This window comes from Brachybacterium phenoliresistens, assembly GCF_039530785.1.
In the GTDB taxonomy this organism is placed as follows: domain Bacteria; phylum Actinomycetota; class Actinomycetes; order Actinomycetales; family Dermabacteraceae; genus Brachybacterium; species Brachybacterium phenoliresistens.
Genome location: NZ_BAAAOW010000010.1, coordinates 91574 through 108565 on the forward strand (window position 1 = coordinate 91574; position 16992 = coordinate 108565).

Consider the following 16992-nt stretch of genomic DNA (forward strand, 5'->3'; position numbering starts at 1 on the left):
GCCCCTCCGCTCTGTACCCTGGGCCAGGTGTTCGACCAGCCCGCGCCCGGTCCCCGTCGATGACCGGATACCCCAAGCACCTCCGCGACCCCGCGGCCTCCCCCGCCCCTGCGGCGCCCGCGGCTGCTGCGGGCGCCGGGGTCGCCTCGACCTTCCGTCCGGAGCTGCAGGGCCTGCGGGCCGTGGCGATCCTCATGGTCGTCTGCTACCACATCTGGTTCGGCCGCGTCTCCGGCGGCGTGGACATCTTCCTGCTGATCAGCGCGTTCCTGCTGACCGGGTCCTTCGCCCGCAAGCTGGAGACCGGCTCGGCGCTGCAGATCCCCTCCTACTGGATCCACGCGTTCAAGCGCCTGCTGCCACCCTCGGCGATCGTGATCCTCGGCAGCCTCGCCGGGGTGTTCCTGCTGCTGCCGGAGGAACGGTGGCGCGAGCTGATCGCAGAGGCGGTCGCCTCCGGCACGTACTGGGAGAACTGGCTGCTGGCCTTCCGCTCGGTGGACTACTACGCGGCCGATCACTCCACCGCCTCCCCGTTCCAGCACTTCTGGTCCCTGTCGATCCAGGGGCAGGTCTTCCTGCTGTGGCCGCTGCTGTTCGCCCTGGCCGCCCTCGCGGCGAAGATCCTGCGCGCCCGCCCCCGCACCGTCATGCTCGTCCTGTTCAGCGCGATCACCGCCGCGTCCTTCGCCTGGTCCGTGCACCTGACCGCCACGGACCAGACCTTCGCCTACTTCGACACCCGCACCCGCCTGTGGGAGTTCAGCCTCGGCTCCGTCATCGCCCTCGTCCTGCCCTCCATCGAACGCCGCCTCCGCTACCGGCAGGCCGACGGAGCCCAGGGCTTCGCCGCCCTCCGCGCCGCAGCCGGATGGATCGGCCTGGCGCTGATCCTCTCGGCCGGATGGGTGATCGACGTCGAAGGCGCCTTCCCCGGCTACGTCGCCCTCTGGCCCCTGCTCGCCGCCGCACTCGTCATCATCGCCGGACCCACCGGCACCCGCTGGGGAGCCGACCGGCTCCTGTCCTCCCGGCCCCTCCAATGGCTCGGAGACATCTCCTACGCCCTCTACCTCGTCCACTGGCCCCTGCTCGTGTTCGGCCTGGTCCTGCGGGACTCCACGCATGCGAGCCCGAAGCTCGGCACCGCCCTGGTGGCGGCCAGCATCGTCCTGGCCTGGCTGCTGACCGTGCTGGTGGACGCGCCCATCCGGACCAGCCGCAGCCTGCGCGCCTCGTGGTGGCGCGGCGGGCTGATCATCGTCACCAGCCTCGCCCTGATCCTCGGGACCACCACCGCCTGGACCCGCGCCCTGGACCGCCAGGAGCAGGAGCTCCTCGCCGAGGCGGCCACCAACAACCCCGGCGCCGGGGCCCTGGCCCCGCAGTACGAGTACCAGGGCGATGCCTCCCCCGAGCTGCTGCCCCCGCCGGACAAGCGCACCTCCGACTGGTTCGCCCTGAGCGGGACCTGCGCCGACCACGGCGTCCCGGACGACCTCGCCCAGTACTGCGGCTTCGAGGGCGACGGCTCCGGCCCGCTGCTGGTGGTCGCCGGGAACTCCCGCGACGAGCAGTTCGCCCCGGCCCTGTTCGAGACCGCGAAGGCCCGGGGCTGGGACGTGATGCTGGTGGTCAGCGGCGGCTGCGCCTTCTCCACCGGCGAGCCCGTCCCACCGGACTGCAACGCCCACAACCAGGCGCTGATGTCCTGGATGCTCGAGCTGAAGCCTGATGCCTTCGCCTCCGCCTCCACCTTCCTGCCCGCGGCCGAGCCCGATGCGGAGCAGCCGATGACCGGGATCGCCGACCTCCAGCAGCCGATGCTGGACGCCGGCATCGACGTGATCGGCTACCGCGACATGCCGCGCCTGCCCCGGGACCCCTTCGAGTGCCACGAGACCGACGGCGAGGACTGCCGCATCGACGTGGCCGAGCAGTACCTCCCCGAGAACCCGCAGCCGCAGGTGACCGTCGGCGAGGGGACGGGCCGCTACTACAGCGTCGACGCCGTCGAGGAGATGTGCCCGGGCCGCGTCTGCGTGCCCATCATCGGCAACGTGTTCGTGTGGATGGACGGCAGCCACATCTCCGCCGCCTACGCCCGCACCCTCGCCCCCGCCGTGGACGGGCAGCTCTCCGCGCAGGGCTGGAGCTGGGGCTGAGCCCGGCGCGGACGGCCCACAGCCCCGCCTCCGTACACTGGTCCCACCGCACCGTCGATTCGCCAGGGAGCGCCGCCGCCGTGATCCTCGACCTGTTCATCCCCTATTGGGGAGAGCCCGAGTACCTCCGCGCGACCGTCCTCAGCGTCCTCGCCCAGGACGACCCGAACTGGCGCCTGACCGTGGTGGACGACGCCTACCCCGATCTCTCGGCCGGGCAGTGGGTGCAGTCGCTGGACGACGAGCGGATCACCTACCTGCGCAAGGACTCCAACGAGGGCATCACCGCCAACTACCGCACCTGCGTGTCCCTGGCGACCGAGCCGGTGATGGTGATGATCGGCAGCGACGACGAGCTGCTGCCGAACTATGTGCGCACCATCCGCGAGGTCCACGAGCGCTTCCCCGGCGCCGCCATCATCCAGCCCGGGGTGGAGGTCATCGACGAGCACGGCCGGATCGTCGACCCCCTGGTCGACAAGGTCAAGCAGCGCATCGTGCGACCCCACGGCGGCGGCTGCCAGCTGCTGTCCGGGGAGTCCCTCGCCGCGAACCTGCTCACCGGGGACTGGCTGTACTGGCCGGCGCTCGCCTTCCGCACCGACCGGATCCGCTCGGTCGACTTCCGCGACGGATTCCCGATCATCCAGGACCTCGCCCTGATCCTGGACATGGTCTACCGCGGCGACCAGATGCTCGTGGCCCCGCAGGTCTGCTTCCGCTACCGCCGCCATTCGGGCTCCGCCTCGAGCGTGAAGCTGCTGGACGGCACCCGCTTCGCCGGCGAGCGCGACTACTTCGCCCTGGCCGCCGCCCAGGCCCGCGAGCTCGGCTGGAGCCGCGCCGAGCGCGCCGCGAAGGCGCGTCTGACCTCCCGCGCCCATGCCGCGACCCTGATGCCGGGCGCCGCGATGCGCCGCGAATGGGGCTCGGTGCGCGCCCTAGCCCGCCACGCCCTGGGCCGATGAGCCCGCACCCGTCCTCGACCTCCCGGAGGCATTCCTCATGAGCACCCGCACCGTCGTCGTCACCGGAGGGGCCGGGTTCATCGGCTGCGCGATCGCGCCCGGACTGCTGGAGTCCTTCGACCGCGTCATCGCCGTGGACAGCCTCCACCCGCAGATCCATCCCGCCCAGCAGCGCCCGGCGGACCTCCCCGAGCAGGTCGAGCTGGTGCGCGGCGACATCTGCGAGCCGGCGACCTGGGACGAGGTCCTGGGCCGGGTCGGGCAGGACGGGCCCGAGGTGGTCGTCCACCTCGCCGCGGAGACCGGCACCGGCCAGTCCCTCACCGAGTCCAGCCGGCACGCCCAGGCGAACGTGCTGGGCACCACCCGGATGCTCGACGCCCTCGCCGCCCATCCGACGCGGCCTGGGCGGATCGTCCTGACCTCCTCCCGCGCCGTCTACGGCGAGGGCGCCTGGCGGCGCACCGACGAGGAGGGCGAGGCCGCGATCTTCTACCCCGCCCAGCGCACCGCCGCCACGCTGGCCGATGCCCAGTGGGACGTCCCCGGCGCGCAGCCCGTGGCGATGGATGCCCGCCGCGTGCAGCCGAACCCGGTCAGCGTGTACGCGGCCACGAAGCTCGCCCAGGAGCATCTGCTGCGGGTGTGGGCGGCGAGCTTCGGCGTCGAGGCGGCGATCCTGCGCCTGCAGAACGTGTACGGCCCCGGCCAGGCGATGGCCAACCCCTACACCGGCATCATGACGCTGTTCTGCCGCTACGCCCGCGAGGGCCGCTCGATCCCGCTGTACGAGGACGGCGAGGTGCGGCGCGACTTCGTGCTCATCGACGACGTGGCCTCCGCCGTGGTCGCCGCGGCCACGGCCGAGCACGTCAGCACCGACCCCCTGGACATCGGCTCCGGCCAGGTGCAGACCATCGGCACCGCCGCCCGCACCATCGCCGCGGCCTACGGGGCGCCCGCCCCGCACGTCACCGGGAAGTTCCGCGAGGGCGATGTCCGCCACGCCTGGGCCGACATCGAGGCCGCGCGCGCGACGCTCGGCTGGGAGCCGCACTACGACCTCGAGGCCGGGGTCGCCCGTCTCGTCGCCTGGATCGAGGCCCAGCCCTCCGTCCCGCCGCTGCCGGCCTGAGCCGCGCTCGGCGTCCCGCCCCTGCGCTCAGGAGCCGCCCGGCGACGTTATGCTCTCGTCGGTGCGATCCGGCCCTGAGGTCGTCGGCGCACCGGCCGTCGCCGTTCCGGCCGCCGCAGCGGCCGGCGGGGCGATGCTGCGCCGGGCGGCCCGCAGCACCGGCCGCTCGAGCAGGAACCAGGAGGCCAGGGCGAAGGGCACCGTCGCCGCCAGCGCCAGCAGGGAGTAGCGCCAGTAGCCGAGGCTCGCGAAGCCCAGCACGGCCAGCAGCTGCTGGACCTGGAAGGCGTAGATGTACATGCCGTAGCTGATGTCGTGGCGGCGCACCCAGCCCGGGGACCAAAGCACGTGGCTGATCCACAGCAGCACGTAGGTCCCGCACAGCGAGGCGATCTGCCCGCCGATCACCGGGTCCCACTGCACCGCCGCGATGAACCCGGCCGCCGCCGCGAGCGCCAGCAGGGGGTGCATGCCGATCCTGCCGCGCAGCATCTGCAGGACGCTGCCGGCCAGGAAGTACGGCAGGAGCTTGCCGAGCATCTGCAGGTCGAAGCCGATCATGTCGAAGCGCCCGGTGCGGTGGACGAGCACCCAGAACGCCACCGAGGCCGCCCACAGCAGCAGGACGGGCCAGGCCCGGCGGCGGGCGACGGCGAGGATGCCCAGCACGGCGATGACGAGGTAGCACCAGAACTCGTAGTACAGGCTCCACAGGGAGCCGTTCCACGCCCCGGGGTAGGGCACGTCCAGCGGGGTTCCGGCCACGTTCCACGTGGTCATCTTCAGGGTGATGTTGTTCCAGAGGTACTGCCAGGGCATGGCCGGAGCCGTCCAGAAGCCCTCGAGCGAGCCGTGGGCCCGGCGCCAGGAGATCGGGGCGAACACCAGCGCGGTCACGGCCAGGCACACCAGGAACGCCGGGTAGATCCGGGCGATGCGCAGGGTGAGGTACTCCCCGAAGGTCTTGGTGCGCCGCGAGGCCATGATCAGGTAGCCGGAGAGGCTGAAGAAGCCGATCACGGCCCAGCCGCCGATCGCCTCGACGCCCCAGACCGGCCCCTCGCCCAGGCCCAGCAGGGGGAAGCTGTGGTGGAACAGCACGGAGGTCGCCAGCACCAGGCGCACCAGGTTCATCCCGTTGCGCTGCAGCGAGAAGGGGCGGCCGATGAGCATCCCCGCCGGTCGGGCACCGTCGCGCGGCGCCGCGTCCTGCGCGCCGGCCGCCGTGGATGCGCTCACGCGGGGTCCTCGGGATCCGCGGCCCGGCGGGCCTGCGCCGCCTCGTCCTCATCGGCCGGCCGGGGCGGCAGCACCGCCTGCTCGAGCCGCTCGACCTGCAGGCGCAGGATCGCGGACTCCTCGGAGAGCACGCGGGTCTCCTCGTCCAGCCGGGACACCTCGAGGGACAGGTGCAGGGCGACGCCCAGCAGCAGCAGGATCGCGAGGACGAACAGGAGGTTGGAGGGGATCGCGACGCCCACCGCCCGGGAGAGGACCTCCAGGACGCGCGGGAACACGGCCAGGACGACCACGAGGAGGCCCACCAGCATCCACAGCGCGGCGTACTTCTCGCGCAGCAGACGGGAGCGGATCAGCACGATCACCGTCACCAGGACGGCGACCGCGATCACTCCGAAAAACAGCGAGCTGGGCATGGCGTCTCCTCGTCCTCAGTCCTCGGCCCGGGCGATGCGCTCGCGGATGTCCCCGCGGTCCTCCGGACGCACGGGGGCGCGCGTCATGGCCACGATCACCGCGAACACGCTGCGGCCGAGGTACAGCGCGGCCTTGACCGGGTTGGCCGAGGGGGTGCCGCCCTGGCGCGGGCGCATGTGCACGCCGACCTGCGTGACCCGCAGCCCGGAGCGCACGGCGACCACCAGCGAGTCGACGGTGTCCCCCAGGTACTCGGCCGGGTAGTGGTGGCAGTACTGCTCGATGGCCCGCTGGTTCGCGGCGCGGAAGCCGCTGGTGACGTCGCTGAGGCGGGTGCGGGCCAGCCGCGAGACGACGGCCGCGAGGAAGACCATCGCCCAGCGGCGAGGGCCGCGGACCGTGTACTCGCCGCTGCCGGCGAACCGGGCGCCGATGGAGATGTCCGCCCGCTCCAGGCCCTCGAGCACGTGGGGGATGTCGCGGGGATCGTGCTGGCCGTCGGCGTCGACCTGGATCACCTGGGGGTAGCCGAAGCGGCGCGCGTAGCGGAAACCGGCCCGCATCGCCCCGCCGACGCCGAGGTTGTAGGGGAGGCTGAGCACGCTCGCCCCGGCCTCGGCCGCGATCCGCGGGGTCCCGTCGACCGAGCCGTCGTCCACGACGAGGACGTCGGCCGAGGGCACCGCCTGGAGCACCTCGCGGACCGTCGCGCCGACGGTCTCCTCCTCGTTCCATGCCGGCACGATCACGAGAAGCCGGGCCGCGCCCTCGTCCATCCGCTCGCTCCCCCGTATGCCGGTGCCGTCCCAGGAATCCCCGGCGGTCGCACGGCCAGCCGGTCCGGGCCAGCGTACCGTCCCGGTTTCCGGCGGCGACGCGCCGCCCGATACAGTGGGGCCTCGCGGACGGACGGGGAGACGGAGGGTTCAGTGGCGACGTGGGCTCCGATGCTGATCCCGTTCGCGGTCACCACCGCCTGGCTGTTCGTCCCCGGGCTCGTCTGCACCACCGCCCTGCGCCTGCGCCCCGCCCATGCCTGGGGCCTGGCGCCGCTGTTCTCCCTCGCGCTGATCTCCGTCGCCGCGATCCTCGCGCCGATGGCCGGGATCGGTTGGGGCCCCCTGCCGGCAGGGGGACTCGCGGTGCTGGTCGGCGCCCTGTTCTGGGCCGTGAGGGTGATCTCCTCGCGCCTGCGCCGCCGTCGCGGCCCCGCCGCCGCCGACGAAGCGGCCGAGGCCGATGATCCCCTCGCGGCCGATGCCCCGGAGGATGCCGGCACCTCCGACGACGCCGAGGCGTCCGAGAGGACCGAGGCGTCCGTCGAGGCCTCCGGCGCCGCCCCTGCGGCGCGGATCGAACGTGCCCCGGAGGCCGAGGGCCCGCCCCGCACCGGGACCGCCGTCCCCCGCCGGCGCACGCCCGGGGCCCGGGCGGTGTCGATCCTCACCTCGGTGGAGCTGCTGACGATCCTCGCGATGGTCATCGGGGGCGTGCTCCTGGCCCGCACGGTCACGGGCGTGATCGGCGTGCCCGATGCGCTCTCGCAGACCTTCGACAACATCTTCCACCAGAACGCGGTGCGCTACATCCTCGACGGGGCGAGCGCCTCGAGCCTGGACCTGCTGTCCATGACCGCCTCCCCCGGCGACTCCACCTTCTACCCCGCCGCCTGGCACGACACCGTCTCCCTCGTGCTGCTGACCACGGGCGGCGACAGCATCGTCGTGGCCACGAACGCCATGGCCCTGGCGGTGTGCGCCCTGGTGTGGCCGGCCGGCATCGTGCTGCTGTGCCGGGCCGTGCTGCCCTCCTCGCTGCTGCGGCTGGGGCTGCTGCCGGCCGGGGTGCTGGCCGCGTCCTTCCCGCTGTTCCCGCTGCTGTTCATCGTCTTCGGCGTGCTCTACCCGAACCTGCTGGGCCTGTCGCTGCTGCCGGGGATGCTGGTGCTGGTGCTGCGCTTCCTGCGCATCGGCCGCCGCGACGGGATCTCCTGGACCGCCGTGGTCGTGGGCGGGCTGATGGGGTCGATCGGCATGTCCCTCGCCCACCCCAACGCCTCCATGTCGCTGGTCGCGATGGTGATCCCCATCGCCGCCGTCGGCGCGGTGGGGGCGCTGCTGCGCGCCGCGCATCCCCGCGTGCGCGGCACCGTGCTGCCGGTGCTGCTGCTGGCCGCCGGCGCGTACGGCCTCTTCGCCGGGGCCCGGGCCATCTGGCCGATCATCCGCCCGCCCGAGGAGGCCCTGACCTGGCCCCCGAGCTCCAGCATCCCGGAGGCCATCGGCCGCGCCCTCACCTTCGATGCCGCCGCCGGCATGCCCGCCTGGTCGCTGATGGTGCTGCTGCTGATGGGCGCCTACGCCGCCGTGCGCGTGCGGCGCGCCGAGCTGCTGGGCGCCTGGGTCGTGGTCGTCTACCTGTGGGTCGCGATCTCCGGCTGGGAGGACGGCGAGGCCCGCACCGCCCTGGTGGGGGTCTGGTACAACGACCCGTACCGCCTGGCGGCCGTCCTCGCGATCCCCGCCGTGCCGATCGCCGCCCTGGGCGTGGCGCTGTTGACCCGGCGCACCGCCGACGTGCTGGGCCCCCTGCTCCCGCGCGCCCCGCGGCGCGCCCTGTGGCCGCTGCTCGCGATCGTGGCGAGCGTGCTGACGCTGCAGGTCACCCACGACACCGACTGGATGCGCTTCGCCGAGCGCAGCGCCGGCTGGAGCTACCGGCTGGACGAGAAGTCCAACGTCCTCACCGCGGACGAGCTCGCACTCATCGAGCGCCTGCCCGCGTCGGTGCCTCAGGACGCGGTGATCATCACCAACGCCTGGAACGGCAGCTCCATGGCCTACCCGTACACGGGCATCGCGACCACCTCGCACCACACCCTGGAGTACGCCTCGCCGCAGGACCAGATGTTCGAGCAGCACCTGCGGGAGGCCTCCACGAACCCGGAGGTCTGCGCCGCGGTGCAGGACACGGGTGCGGACTACGTCCTGGACTTCGGCTCGGAGAACGTCAACAGCTCCCCCTGGGACTTCCCGGGCTTCCACGACCTGGGCGACGCCCCCGGCTTCACCCTGGTCGACTCCGAGGGCGAGGCCGCCCTGTACCGGATCGACGCCTGCTCGCCATGACCGCTCCCGCCGTGCAGCGCAGCGACACCCGCCGGATCCTGCTGGCCTCCCTGCTCGCCGCGGTCTCCAGCTTCGCGATCATGGCGCTCGCGGCACGGGCGCTGCCCCCGGAGGCCAACCGCCAGTTCCTCGTGTTCTGGGCGGTGCTGTTCGGGGTCTTCGGCGTGCTCTCCGGCATCCAGCACGAGACCACCCGCGCGGTCTCGGCGGCCCCGGCGCCGCTGGGCGGCCGGGCCGGGACCGGGGTGCTGGGCTCCGCCGCCGGCATCGGCGCGGCCGCCGCCGTGCTGCTCGCGGCGACCGCCCCGCTGTGGGCGCCGGGGCGCCTGCCGTCGGGGACCGTGGGCGCGGTGGCGGTGGTCGTCGTGGCCGCCGGCCTGTACGCCTGCCACACCGCGGTCGCCGGGACCCTCGCCGGCCGGGGCCGATGGCGCCCCTACGCCGATCTGATGGGCAGCGAGGCGATCCTCCGCCTGCTGGCCTGCGCGCTGGTCGGGCTCGCGATCGTGCTGGGCGCGGTGGGCGCCGGGACCGGCCTGGCGCTGCTGCAGCTCGCCGCGGCCTCCGCCGTCCTCGTGTGGGTGGTGATGGTACTGGCCACGCGGGCCGGGCGCGCCGCGGCCCGCGCCCGCGTCGCCCTGACCGGCCGGGAGCTGCTGGGGCGGCGCCTGGGGGCGATGCTCACCGCCGCCTGCTCCGCCGTGCTGGTGACGGCCTACCCGACGTTCATCGACGCCTCCGCCCGCGGCGAGGACGCCGCCGCCGTCGCCGCGCTGCTGTTCATGCTGTCGCTGACCCGCGCCCCGATCATGATCCCGCTGCAGGCGCTGCAGGGGATGGCGATCACCGCCTTCGTCGCCCACCGCGACCGTCCGCTGCAGGCCCTGGCCCCGGTGATGGCGCGGATCGCGCTGCTGGCCGCGGGGGCCGCCGTGCTCGCGGCGCTGCTGGGCCCTCCCGCCCTGCGGCTGGTCAACCCGCTGTACGACTCGCACCCGCTGACCTGGGCGGGTCTCACCCTCGCCGGCGGCACCGTGGCCCTGCTGACCCTCAGCGGCACCGCGGCCCTCGCCGTGGACCGCCACCGCGACTACGCCGCCGGCTGGCTGCTGGCGAGCGCCATCGGCGTCGCCGTGCTGTGGGTCCCGCTGGGCCTCGAGCTGCGGGTCGTGCTCGCACTGCTGCTCGGGCCGATGCTCGGCATCGCCGCCCACCTGCTCCTGCTGCGGCGGGCCACCGGGGCGGAGGGGGCCCGATGACCGCGGTGCGCATCAGCGTCATCATCCCGGCCCACCGCGCCGAGGGCAGCATCGGCCCCGCGATCGCGTCGGTGCTGGAGCAGGGCCGGCCGGACGTCGAGGTGATCGTGGTGGACGACGCCTCCCCCGATGCCACGGCCGAGGCCGCCCGGGCCGCCGCCGCGGCCGCCCCGGACCGCGTGCACGTGCTGTCCCTGGACGCCAACGCCGGGGTCTCCGCGGCCCGCACCGCCGGCCTCGCGAGGGCGCGCGGGGAGATCGTCGCCTTCCTCGACGCGGACGACGTGCAGCTGCCCGGATTCCTCGACACCGTGGATCGGGCCCTCACCGGAGACGTCGACGCCGTCGTCGTCGGCCGCCGCGTGCGGACGGGGAGCCAGGTGCGCGAGGAGGCCAGCCGCCGCCAGGGCCTGCTCACCGGACCGGAGGCGGCGCGTGCCGCCATGCGCGATGCGATCACCCCGTTCCCCTGGGACAAGGCGTTCCGCCGCGCGCTGCTGGGGACGGAGCCCTTCCCCCGGGGCGTGCACCGCTTCGAGGACCTCGCGGGCGTGATCGTGGCGCTCTCGCGGGCCCGGACGGTCCGTTCGCTGCCCGCGCCGCTGGTCGAGTACCGCATCAGCCCGGACTCTCTCACCTGGGGACGCGTTCCCGAGCGCGTCGAGCGCGACGCCGCCCTCGGCTTCGTGCGCGCGCACCTGCCCCCGGCCGTGCGCGAGGGCGCCGCGCAGGACATGGCGGTGCTGCACCTGCTGCTGACCGTCCTCATCGCGCAGTCCGCGGCCCTGTCCGGGACCGGGGCGGACGGCTCCCGCGCCGTCCTGTCCGCCTGCCGGCGCGACCTGTCCGCCCGCGTCCTGCCGGCGGCCCTGCGCACGAGCCCCGCGGCCGGGATCGCCGCCGCGCTCCTGCTCGCCCGGCCCCGCCTGTTCGCCGCCGCGGTGCGCGGGCGCACGCGCCGCCGCTACGGCGGCGCCGCCCGCGGCTGACCCCGGCGCGGCACGGCCCTCGCCTGGATCCCGGGGACAGCCCGGGGCCGTACGATGACCTGGCGCCACGCGGACGGAAGAAACGGAGTGCACGTGATCCTGGTCCTGGCCACGGCGGCCGCCGCCCTCGCCTCCCTCGCCGTGCTGGCGCTGCCGGGCCTGCCCCTCGCGCTCGGCCTGCGCATGCACCCGCTGGCGCGCGCCGCCGTGCTGACCCCGCTGTCGATCGCGGTGGTGACCGTCGCCGCGGAGGGCTGCGCCCTGATCGGCCTCCCCTGGAACCCCCTGGCCCCGCTGCTGCTGGGCCTCCTCGTGGGCGCCCCGCTGCTGTGGCGGCGCCGCACGGAGCTGCGGGGGCTGCTCCCCGCCGCCCGGGACCGGCTGCGGGCCTCGGCTACGGCGGGCGTGATCGCGGCCGGCGTGCTGCTGGGCGGGACGGTGACCCTCGTCCGCGCCCTGGTGATGATGGGATCGATCGACGCGGTCAGCCAGACGTACGACGCCGTCTTCCATCTCAACGCCGTGCGCTGGGTGCTGGACACCGGCTCCGCCTCCGCCTGGAACGTCAGCACGATGACCGCCATGCCGGGCGCCGACGGCACCTTCTACCCCTCGGCCTGGCACCAGCTGACCAGCCTCGTGGTGATGCTCAGCGGCGGGGACATCGTGCTGGGCTCCAACGTGCTGATGCTGGTGCTGGCGGTGCTCGTGTGGCCGGTGGGCCTGGTCGCCCTGGTGCGGCTGTGCACGAGCTCCGGCCGGCTCGGGCTGTTCCTGGCCGGGGCGCTGTCGGGGATCTCCTCCGCCTTCCCGCTGATGCTCATGTCCTGGGGCATCGTGTGGCCGAACTTCCTGTCCACCGTCCTGCTGCCGCCGCTGATCCTGCTGGGCGCGCACCTGGTGGGTCTCGTGCCCGAGGCCCGCGAGCGCATCGCCCTGGGCCCGCTGCTGGGGCTGCTCGCCCTGTCGGGCCTGGCCCTGGCGCTCTCCCACCCCCAGGGCGTGTTCGCCGCGCTGCTGCTGGCGGTGCCGGCCGCCGCCTGGGCCGCCGGGGCGCACCTGGTGGCGCTGCGCCGCTCCGCCGCGCCCGATCCCGTGCGGCGCGGCCTGCTCCTCCGGGCGCTCGCGGTCCTGGTCCTGCTCACCGCGATCGCCGTGGTCATCTGGCCGCGCCTGCGCCCCTCGCAGTCCTCGGCCGTCTGGGGGCCGTACACCGATCACGCCTGGTCGTTCCTGGAGGCGATCTCCCTGGCCGGGACCGGCGGGCTGCCGGTGGTGGTCGTCGGCCTGGCGATGGCCGCGGCCATCGTCGGCGTGCTGCTGCGGGGCCAGGGCCGCTGGCTGCTGCCCGCCTTCGCCGTGTCCTCCGCGGTGTTCATGGTCTCCGCCTCGGTGTGGGACCTGGACCTGCGCTATGCGATCACCGGCAACTGGTACTCCGACACCTACCGCATCGCGGCGATCCCCGTGGCGGCGGGCGTGCCGATCCTCGCCCTCGGCCTCGACTCCCTGGCGGGGCTGCTGACCGGCCGCCTGCGTCCCGGAGCCGCGTCCGCCGCGGCGGCGGGGGCCGGTGCCGCGGCCGCGCCGCGGGAGCAGGTCGTGCGCATCGGCCCGCGGGTGCTGACCCGCGGCCGCCACGAGCGCGCCGCCGCGGAGACGACCGTCCCCCCGTCCCCGCGGCGGACCGCCCCGGTGCGCCCGGCCCTCGCCCTGGCCGCCGTGCTGGCCGTGCTCGCGGGGACGGCCCTCGCCTCCCTGGGCCCCGCCGGCCGGTTCGCGCACGACCAGGCGGCCCTGAACTGGACCCGCTACGACCTGCTCACCCCCGATGAGAAGGCACTGCTCGAGCTGGTCCCCGACTACGTGCCCGAGGACGCCGTGATCGCCGTGAACCCGTGGAACGGCGGAGCCCTCGCCTACGCGATCTCGGACCGGCAGGTGCTCAGCCGCTTCATGGGCTTCGAGGCCCCCGAGGAGGTCCATCTGCTGAACCGGGCCCTGGACGAGGCCGACGAGGACCCGGAGGTGTGCGAGGCCGCGCACGAGCTGAACGTCGAGTACGCCCTGGACTTCGGTCCCCGCGAGCTGTTCGGGCGGCGCGCCACCTATGTGGGGCTGAACGAGATCTCCACCGGCGGCGCGGCGGAGGTGGTCGCGCAGGTCGGCGAGGCGAAGCTGCTGCGGATCAAGCCCTGCACCGGCACAGATGGTTCAATGCTGGGATGACCGACGCCTTCTCCGCGCAGGACCCGCTGACCGACGCCCCCTCGACCCCGGCGCGCCCGTCCCCCGCCGCGCGCGCCGCCGCCGAGGACCTCGGCGCCTTCGTCGCCGCGTCCCCGTCCTCCTTCCACGCCTGCGCCGAGGCGGCCCGCCGCCTCGAGGACGCCGGCTTCACGCGCCTGGAGGAGGACGCCGACTGGCCCGAGGTGCGCGGGAACCGCTACGTCATCCGCGACGGCGCGATCATCGCCTGGTCCGCCCCGCCGCAGGCCGACGCCGCCACCCCCTGGCGGATCGTCGGCTCCCACACCGACTCCCCCGCCCTCAAGCTCAAGCCGAACCCGCAGCTGGGCGCCGAGGGCTTCGCGCAGGTCGGCGTCGAGGTGTACGGCGGGCCGCTGCTGAACTCCTGGCTGGACCGCGAGCTGCGCCTGGCCGGCCGTCTCGCCCTGCGCGGCGGCGAGGAGGTGCTCGTCGCGACGGGCCCCGTGCTGCGCCTGCCGCAGCTGGCCGTGCACCTGGACCGCGGCGTGACCAAGGACGGCCTCACGCTGGACCCGCAGCGGCACATGCAGCCGGTGATCGGCCTGGGCCCCGTCGACGTCCTCGGACTGCTCGCGCAGGCCGCGGGCGTGGCCAAGGACGACGTGCTGGGGTACGACGTCGTCACCGTCGACGCGCAGGCCCCCGCCGTGTTCGGGGCGCACGAGGAGTTCCTCGCCTCGGCGCGGCTGGACAACCTCTCCTCGATGCATGCGGAGGTCGAGGCCCTGATCGCGGTCGCCGGCTCCTCGTCCCGCTCCGCCGGGGCGCCCATCGCGCTGATGGTCGCCAACGACCACGAGGAGGTCGGCTCGGCGAGCCGCTCGGGCGCCGCCGGCCCGTTCCTCGAGGACGTGCTGGTGCGCATGCACACCGCCCTCGGCGGGGACGACGCGAGCCGTCGGCGTGCGCTGGCCTCCTCGATCGTCGTCTCGGCCGATGCCGGCCACGCCGCCCACCCCAACTATCCCGAGCGCCACGACCCCGTCACCCGGCCCCGCCTGGGCGCCGGGCCGGTGCTCAAGATCAACGCCAACCAGCGCTACGCGACCGATGCGGTGGGCATCGCCGTGTTCACCGAGGCCTGCGAGCGGGCCGCCGTGCCGCTGCAGAGCTTCGTGGCCAACAACGCCATGCCCTCGGGCTCGACCATCGGTCCGATCACCGCGACCCGCCTGGGCATGGTGACGATCGACCTGGGGATCGCCCTGCTGTCCATGCACTCGGCGCGGGAGATGTGCGCCGTGGCCGATCCGCTGTACCTGCGCCGGGGGCTCGCGCAGTTCCTGCACGGGTGAGCGGCGCCGCAGCGAGCACCGGCCCGCCTCCCGGCACCGGGCCCTCCGCCGCCGCGGCGGGCGCCGGGGTCGCGTCGGGGCCCGCCCCGCGGCGGTTCCGGCCCGAGCTGCACGGCCTGCGGGGCGCGGCGATCGGTCTCGTGGTCGTGTACCACGTGTTCATCGGCCGGGTCTCCGGCGGGGTGGACGTGTTCCTGTTCATCTCCGCGTTCCTGCTCACCGGCACCATCGCGGCCCGGCTCGAGCGCGGGGACCGGGTGCACGTCGCGACCCTGCTGGCACGCACCTTCAAGCGCCTGCTCGCCCCGGCCGCCGTGGTCGTGCTGGCGACGCTCGCCGGCGCGCTGCTGTGGATGCCGCCGTCGACCTGGACGAACCTGCTCGACGACGCGGTGGGCTCCCTCCTGCACGTGCAGAACTGGGTGCTCATCGACCGCTCCGTGGACTATGCGGCCCACGACTCCGGCACCTCTCCGCTCCAGCACTTCTGGTCCCTGTCGGTGCAGGGTCAGATCTTCGTGCTGTGGCCGCTGCTGATGGCGGGCACCGGGCTGGTCGCGCGGGCCCTGGGCCGGCGGCCCCATCGGGCGCTGGTGCTGATGTTCGCCGTCGTCGGGGCGGCGTCCTTCGCCTGGTCGGTCTGGTCGACCGCCGTCGACCAGCCCGTCGCCTACTTCGACACCGCCGCGCGGGCCTGGGAGTTCGCCGCCGGCTCCCTGCTGGCGCTGCTGATGCCGCGGCTGGAGCAGGCCATGGCCGCCCGCGGCATCGTGCTGCGGGTGCTCGCCGGGTGGCTGGGCCTGGCCGGGCTGATCTCCTGCGGCATCATCCTGGACGTCGACGGGGTGTTCCCCGGCTGGATCGCCGCCTGGCCGCTGGCCTGCGCCGCGCTGATCCTCGTGGCCGGATGCACCGGCGTCCGGGGATCGGCCGATGCCCTGCTCAGCACCCGTCCGGCCGCCTTCCTGGGCGATGTCGCCTATGCCCTGTACCTCGTGCACTGGCCGCTGCTGGTGCTGTGGCTCTCCGGGCGCGGCCGCGAGAGCGCCGGCCTGCTGGACGGCGCCGTGCTCATCGTGCTCAGCCTGGTCCTCGCCCACCTCCTCACGAAGCTCGTCGACACCCCGGTGCGCCGCTGGCCCTGGGCCGATGCGCATCCCGCGCGGGCCGGCGCCGTGGCCGCCCTGGCGCTGGTGACCGGCCTCGCCCCCGCCGTCGGCGCCCAGCAGGTCCTCGAGCATCGCCGGGCGGAGGCCGAGGCCCGGGCCTCCCGCGACAACCCCGGGGCGCGGGTCCTCGCCGAGGACTACACGCCGCATCCCGAAGCGGACCCCGACGCCCCCGTGCTCCCGGCCCCGGAGAACGCCGCCCGGGACTGGGTCTTCGCGCCGGAGCCGTGCGAGGGCGACCGCGCCCCGCGCGACCCGGGGCTGCGGGAGAGCTGCACCATCACGCCCGGGGACGAGGACGACCCGGTGATCGTGGTGGTCGGCAGCTCGCGGATGGAGCAGCATGCCGGCGCGATCATCCCCCTGGCCGAGCAGAACGGGTGGCGGGTCATGATGCTGTGGCAGAAGTCCTGCCCCTACTCCCCCGGGACGGAGAACCGCGGGCCGGAGTGCGCCGCCCACAACGACGCCGTGGCCGCATACCTGGAGCAGACCCCTCCCGATGCCGTCGCGACCACCACGACCCTGGTCACGTACGACCCCGAGGAGCGGGTCTCCCCGGGGATCGAGGACGGCCTGTCGCGGCTGACCGAGCGGGGCATCGCGGTGCTCGCCTTCCGCGACCAGCCGCGGCTGGTGGACGTCCAGCCCACCGAGTGCCTCGAGGAGCACGGAGCGGACTCCCCGCTGTGCACCGTCCCCGCCGCCGACATCTTCGCCCCGCAGCGCCCCGATGCCGAGCTGCTGGCCCGGGCCGATGCCGAGGGTCCCGCTCCCGTGGTCCCCGTGGACATGACGCCGCTGTACTGCCCGGAGGGCACCTGCCGGCCGGTGATCGGGAACGTCGCCGTCTACCTCGACGAGGACCACATCTCGGGGACCTACGCGCGCAGCACCTCCGGCGCCCTGCAGGACCAGCTGGACGCCGCCGGCTGGCGGTGGTGACCCGCGGCCGCA

General features: G+C 74.4%; 12 protein-coding genes. 9 read left to right on the forward strand and 3 right to left on the reverse strand.

The features are described from left to right. Positions 1 to 59 precede the first annotated feature (59 nt). The 3 genes from ABD234_RS16715 to ABD234_RS16725 all read left to right on the forward strand — a co-directional run bounded on the left by ABD234_RS16715 (position 60) and on the right by ABD234_RS16725 (position 4268). Positions 60 to 2165 carry an acyltransferase family protein gene (locus tag ABD234_RS16715; RefSeq protein WP_344358679.1) on the forward strand — a complete coding sequence of 702 codons (2106 nt, stop codon included), beginning with the start codon at positions 60 to 62 and terminating at the stop codon, positions 2163 to 2165. Between the two features lie 80 nt (positions 2166 to 2245). Next, positions 2246 to 3133: a glycosyltransferase family 2 protein gene (locus ABD234_RS16720; protein ID WP_038374056.1), complete on the forward strand. Its 888-nt coding sequence runs from the start codon at positions 2246 to 2248 to the stop codon at positions 3131 to 3133. Positions 3134 to 3170: 37 nt separating this feature from the next. Then, positions 3171 to 4268, forward strand: coding sequence for an NAD-dependent epimerase/dehydratase family protein (locus ABD234_RS16725; protein WP_344358683.1), 1098 nt, complete (start codon positions 3171 to 3173; stop codon positions 4266 to 4268). A gap of 27 nt (positions 4269 to 4295) precedes the next feature. Here ABD234_RS16725 and ABD234_RS16730 read toward each other — a convergent pair whose 3' ends face one another. From ABD234_RS16730 to ABD234_RS16740, 3 genes are read right to left on the reverse strand one after another with little or no spacing between them, the layout of a single operon-like run. Next, on the reverse strand, positions 4296 to 5507 hold the full coding sequence (locus ABD234_RS16730; RefSeq protein ID WP_051487099.1) for an acyltransferase family protein: 1212 nt from the start codon (positions 5505 to 5507) through the stop codon (positions 4296 to 4298). Beyond that, entirely contained in the window at positions 5504 to 5923 is a 420-nt protein-coding gene (locus ABD234_RS16735) for a DUF2304 domain-containing protein (protein WP_051487098.1), read from the reverse strand. The genes ABD234_RS16730 and ABD234_RS16735 overlap by 4 nt, the downstream gene beginning before the upstream one ends. Positions 5924 to 5938: 15 nt before the next feature. Next, positions 5939 to 6700: a glycosyltransferase family 2 protein gene (locus ABD234_RS16740; protein WP_051487097.1), complete on the reverse strand. Its 762-nt coding sequence runs from the start codon at positions 6698 to 6700 to the stop codon at positions 5939 to 5941. Positions 6701 to 6871: 171 nt separating this feature from the next. On the opposite strand from ABD234_RS16740, the gene ABD234_RS16745 reads away from it, so the two are divergent. The 6 genes from ABD234_RS16745 (at position 6872) to ABD234_RS16770 (ending at position 16980) form a co-directional block, all read left to right on the forward strand. Beyond that, the gene (locus tag ABD234_RS16745) at positions 6872 to 9052 is read left to right on the forward strand and encodes a DUF6541 family protein (protein WP_344358688.1); all 2181 of its coding nucleotides are present in this window, start codon (positions 6872 to 6874) and stop codon (positions 9050 to 9052) included. Next, positions 9049 to 10311, forward strand: a complete 1263-nt coding sequence (locus ABD234_RS16750; protein WP_344358691.1) for a hypothetical protein — start codon at positions 9049 to 9051, stop codon at positions 10309 to 10311. The genes ABD234_RS16745 and ABD234_RS16750 overlap by 4 nt, the downstream gene beginning before the upstream one ends. Beyond that, positions 10308 to 11300, forward strand: coding sequence for a glycosyltransferase family 2 protein (locus tag ABD234_RS16755; RefSeq protein ID WP_344358693.1), 993 nt, complete (start codon positions 10308 to 10310; stop codon positions 11298 to 11300). Before ABD234_RS16750 ends, ABD234_RS16755 begins: the two co-directional genes overlap by 4 nt. Positions 11301 to 11393: 93 nt before the next feature. After that, the gene (locus ABD234_RS16760; protein ID WP_344358695.1) at positions 11394 to 13529 is read left to right on the forward strand and encodes a DUF6541 family protein; all 2136 of its coding nucleotides are present in this window, start codon (positions 11394 to 11396) and stop codon (positions 13527 to 13529) included. Next, complete coding sequence (locus ABD234_RS16765) at positions 13526 to 14866, forward strand: M18 family aminopeptidase (protein WP_344358697.1); 1341 nt, start codon at positions 13526 to 13528, stop codon at positions 14864 to 14866. Before ABD234_RS16760 ends, ABD234_RS16765 begins: the two co-directional genes overlap by 4 nt. Continuing rightward, positions 14863 to 16980, forward strand: coding sequence for an acyltransferase family protein (locus ABD234_RS16770; RefSeq protein WP_344358699.1), 2118 nt, complete (start codon positions 14863 to 14865; stop codon positions 16978 to 16980). The genes ABD234_RS16765 and ABD234_RS16770 overlap by 4 nt, the downstream gene beginning before the upstream one ends. Positions 16981 to 16992: the final 12 nt, after the last annotated feature.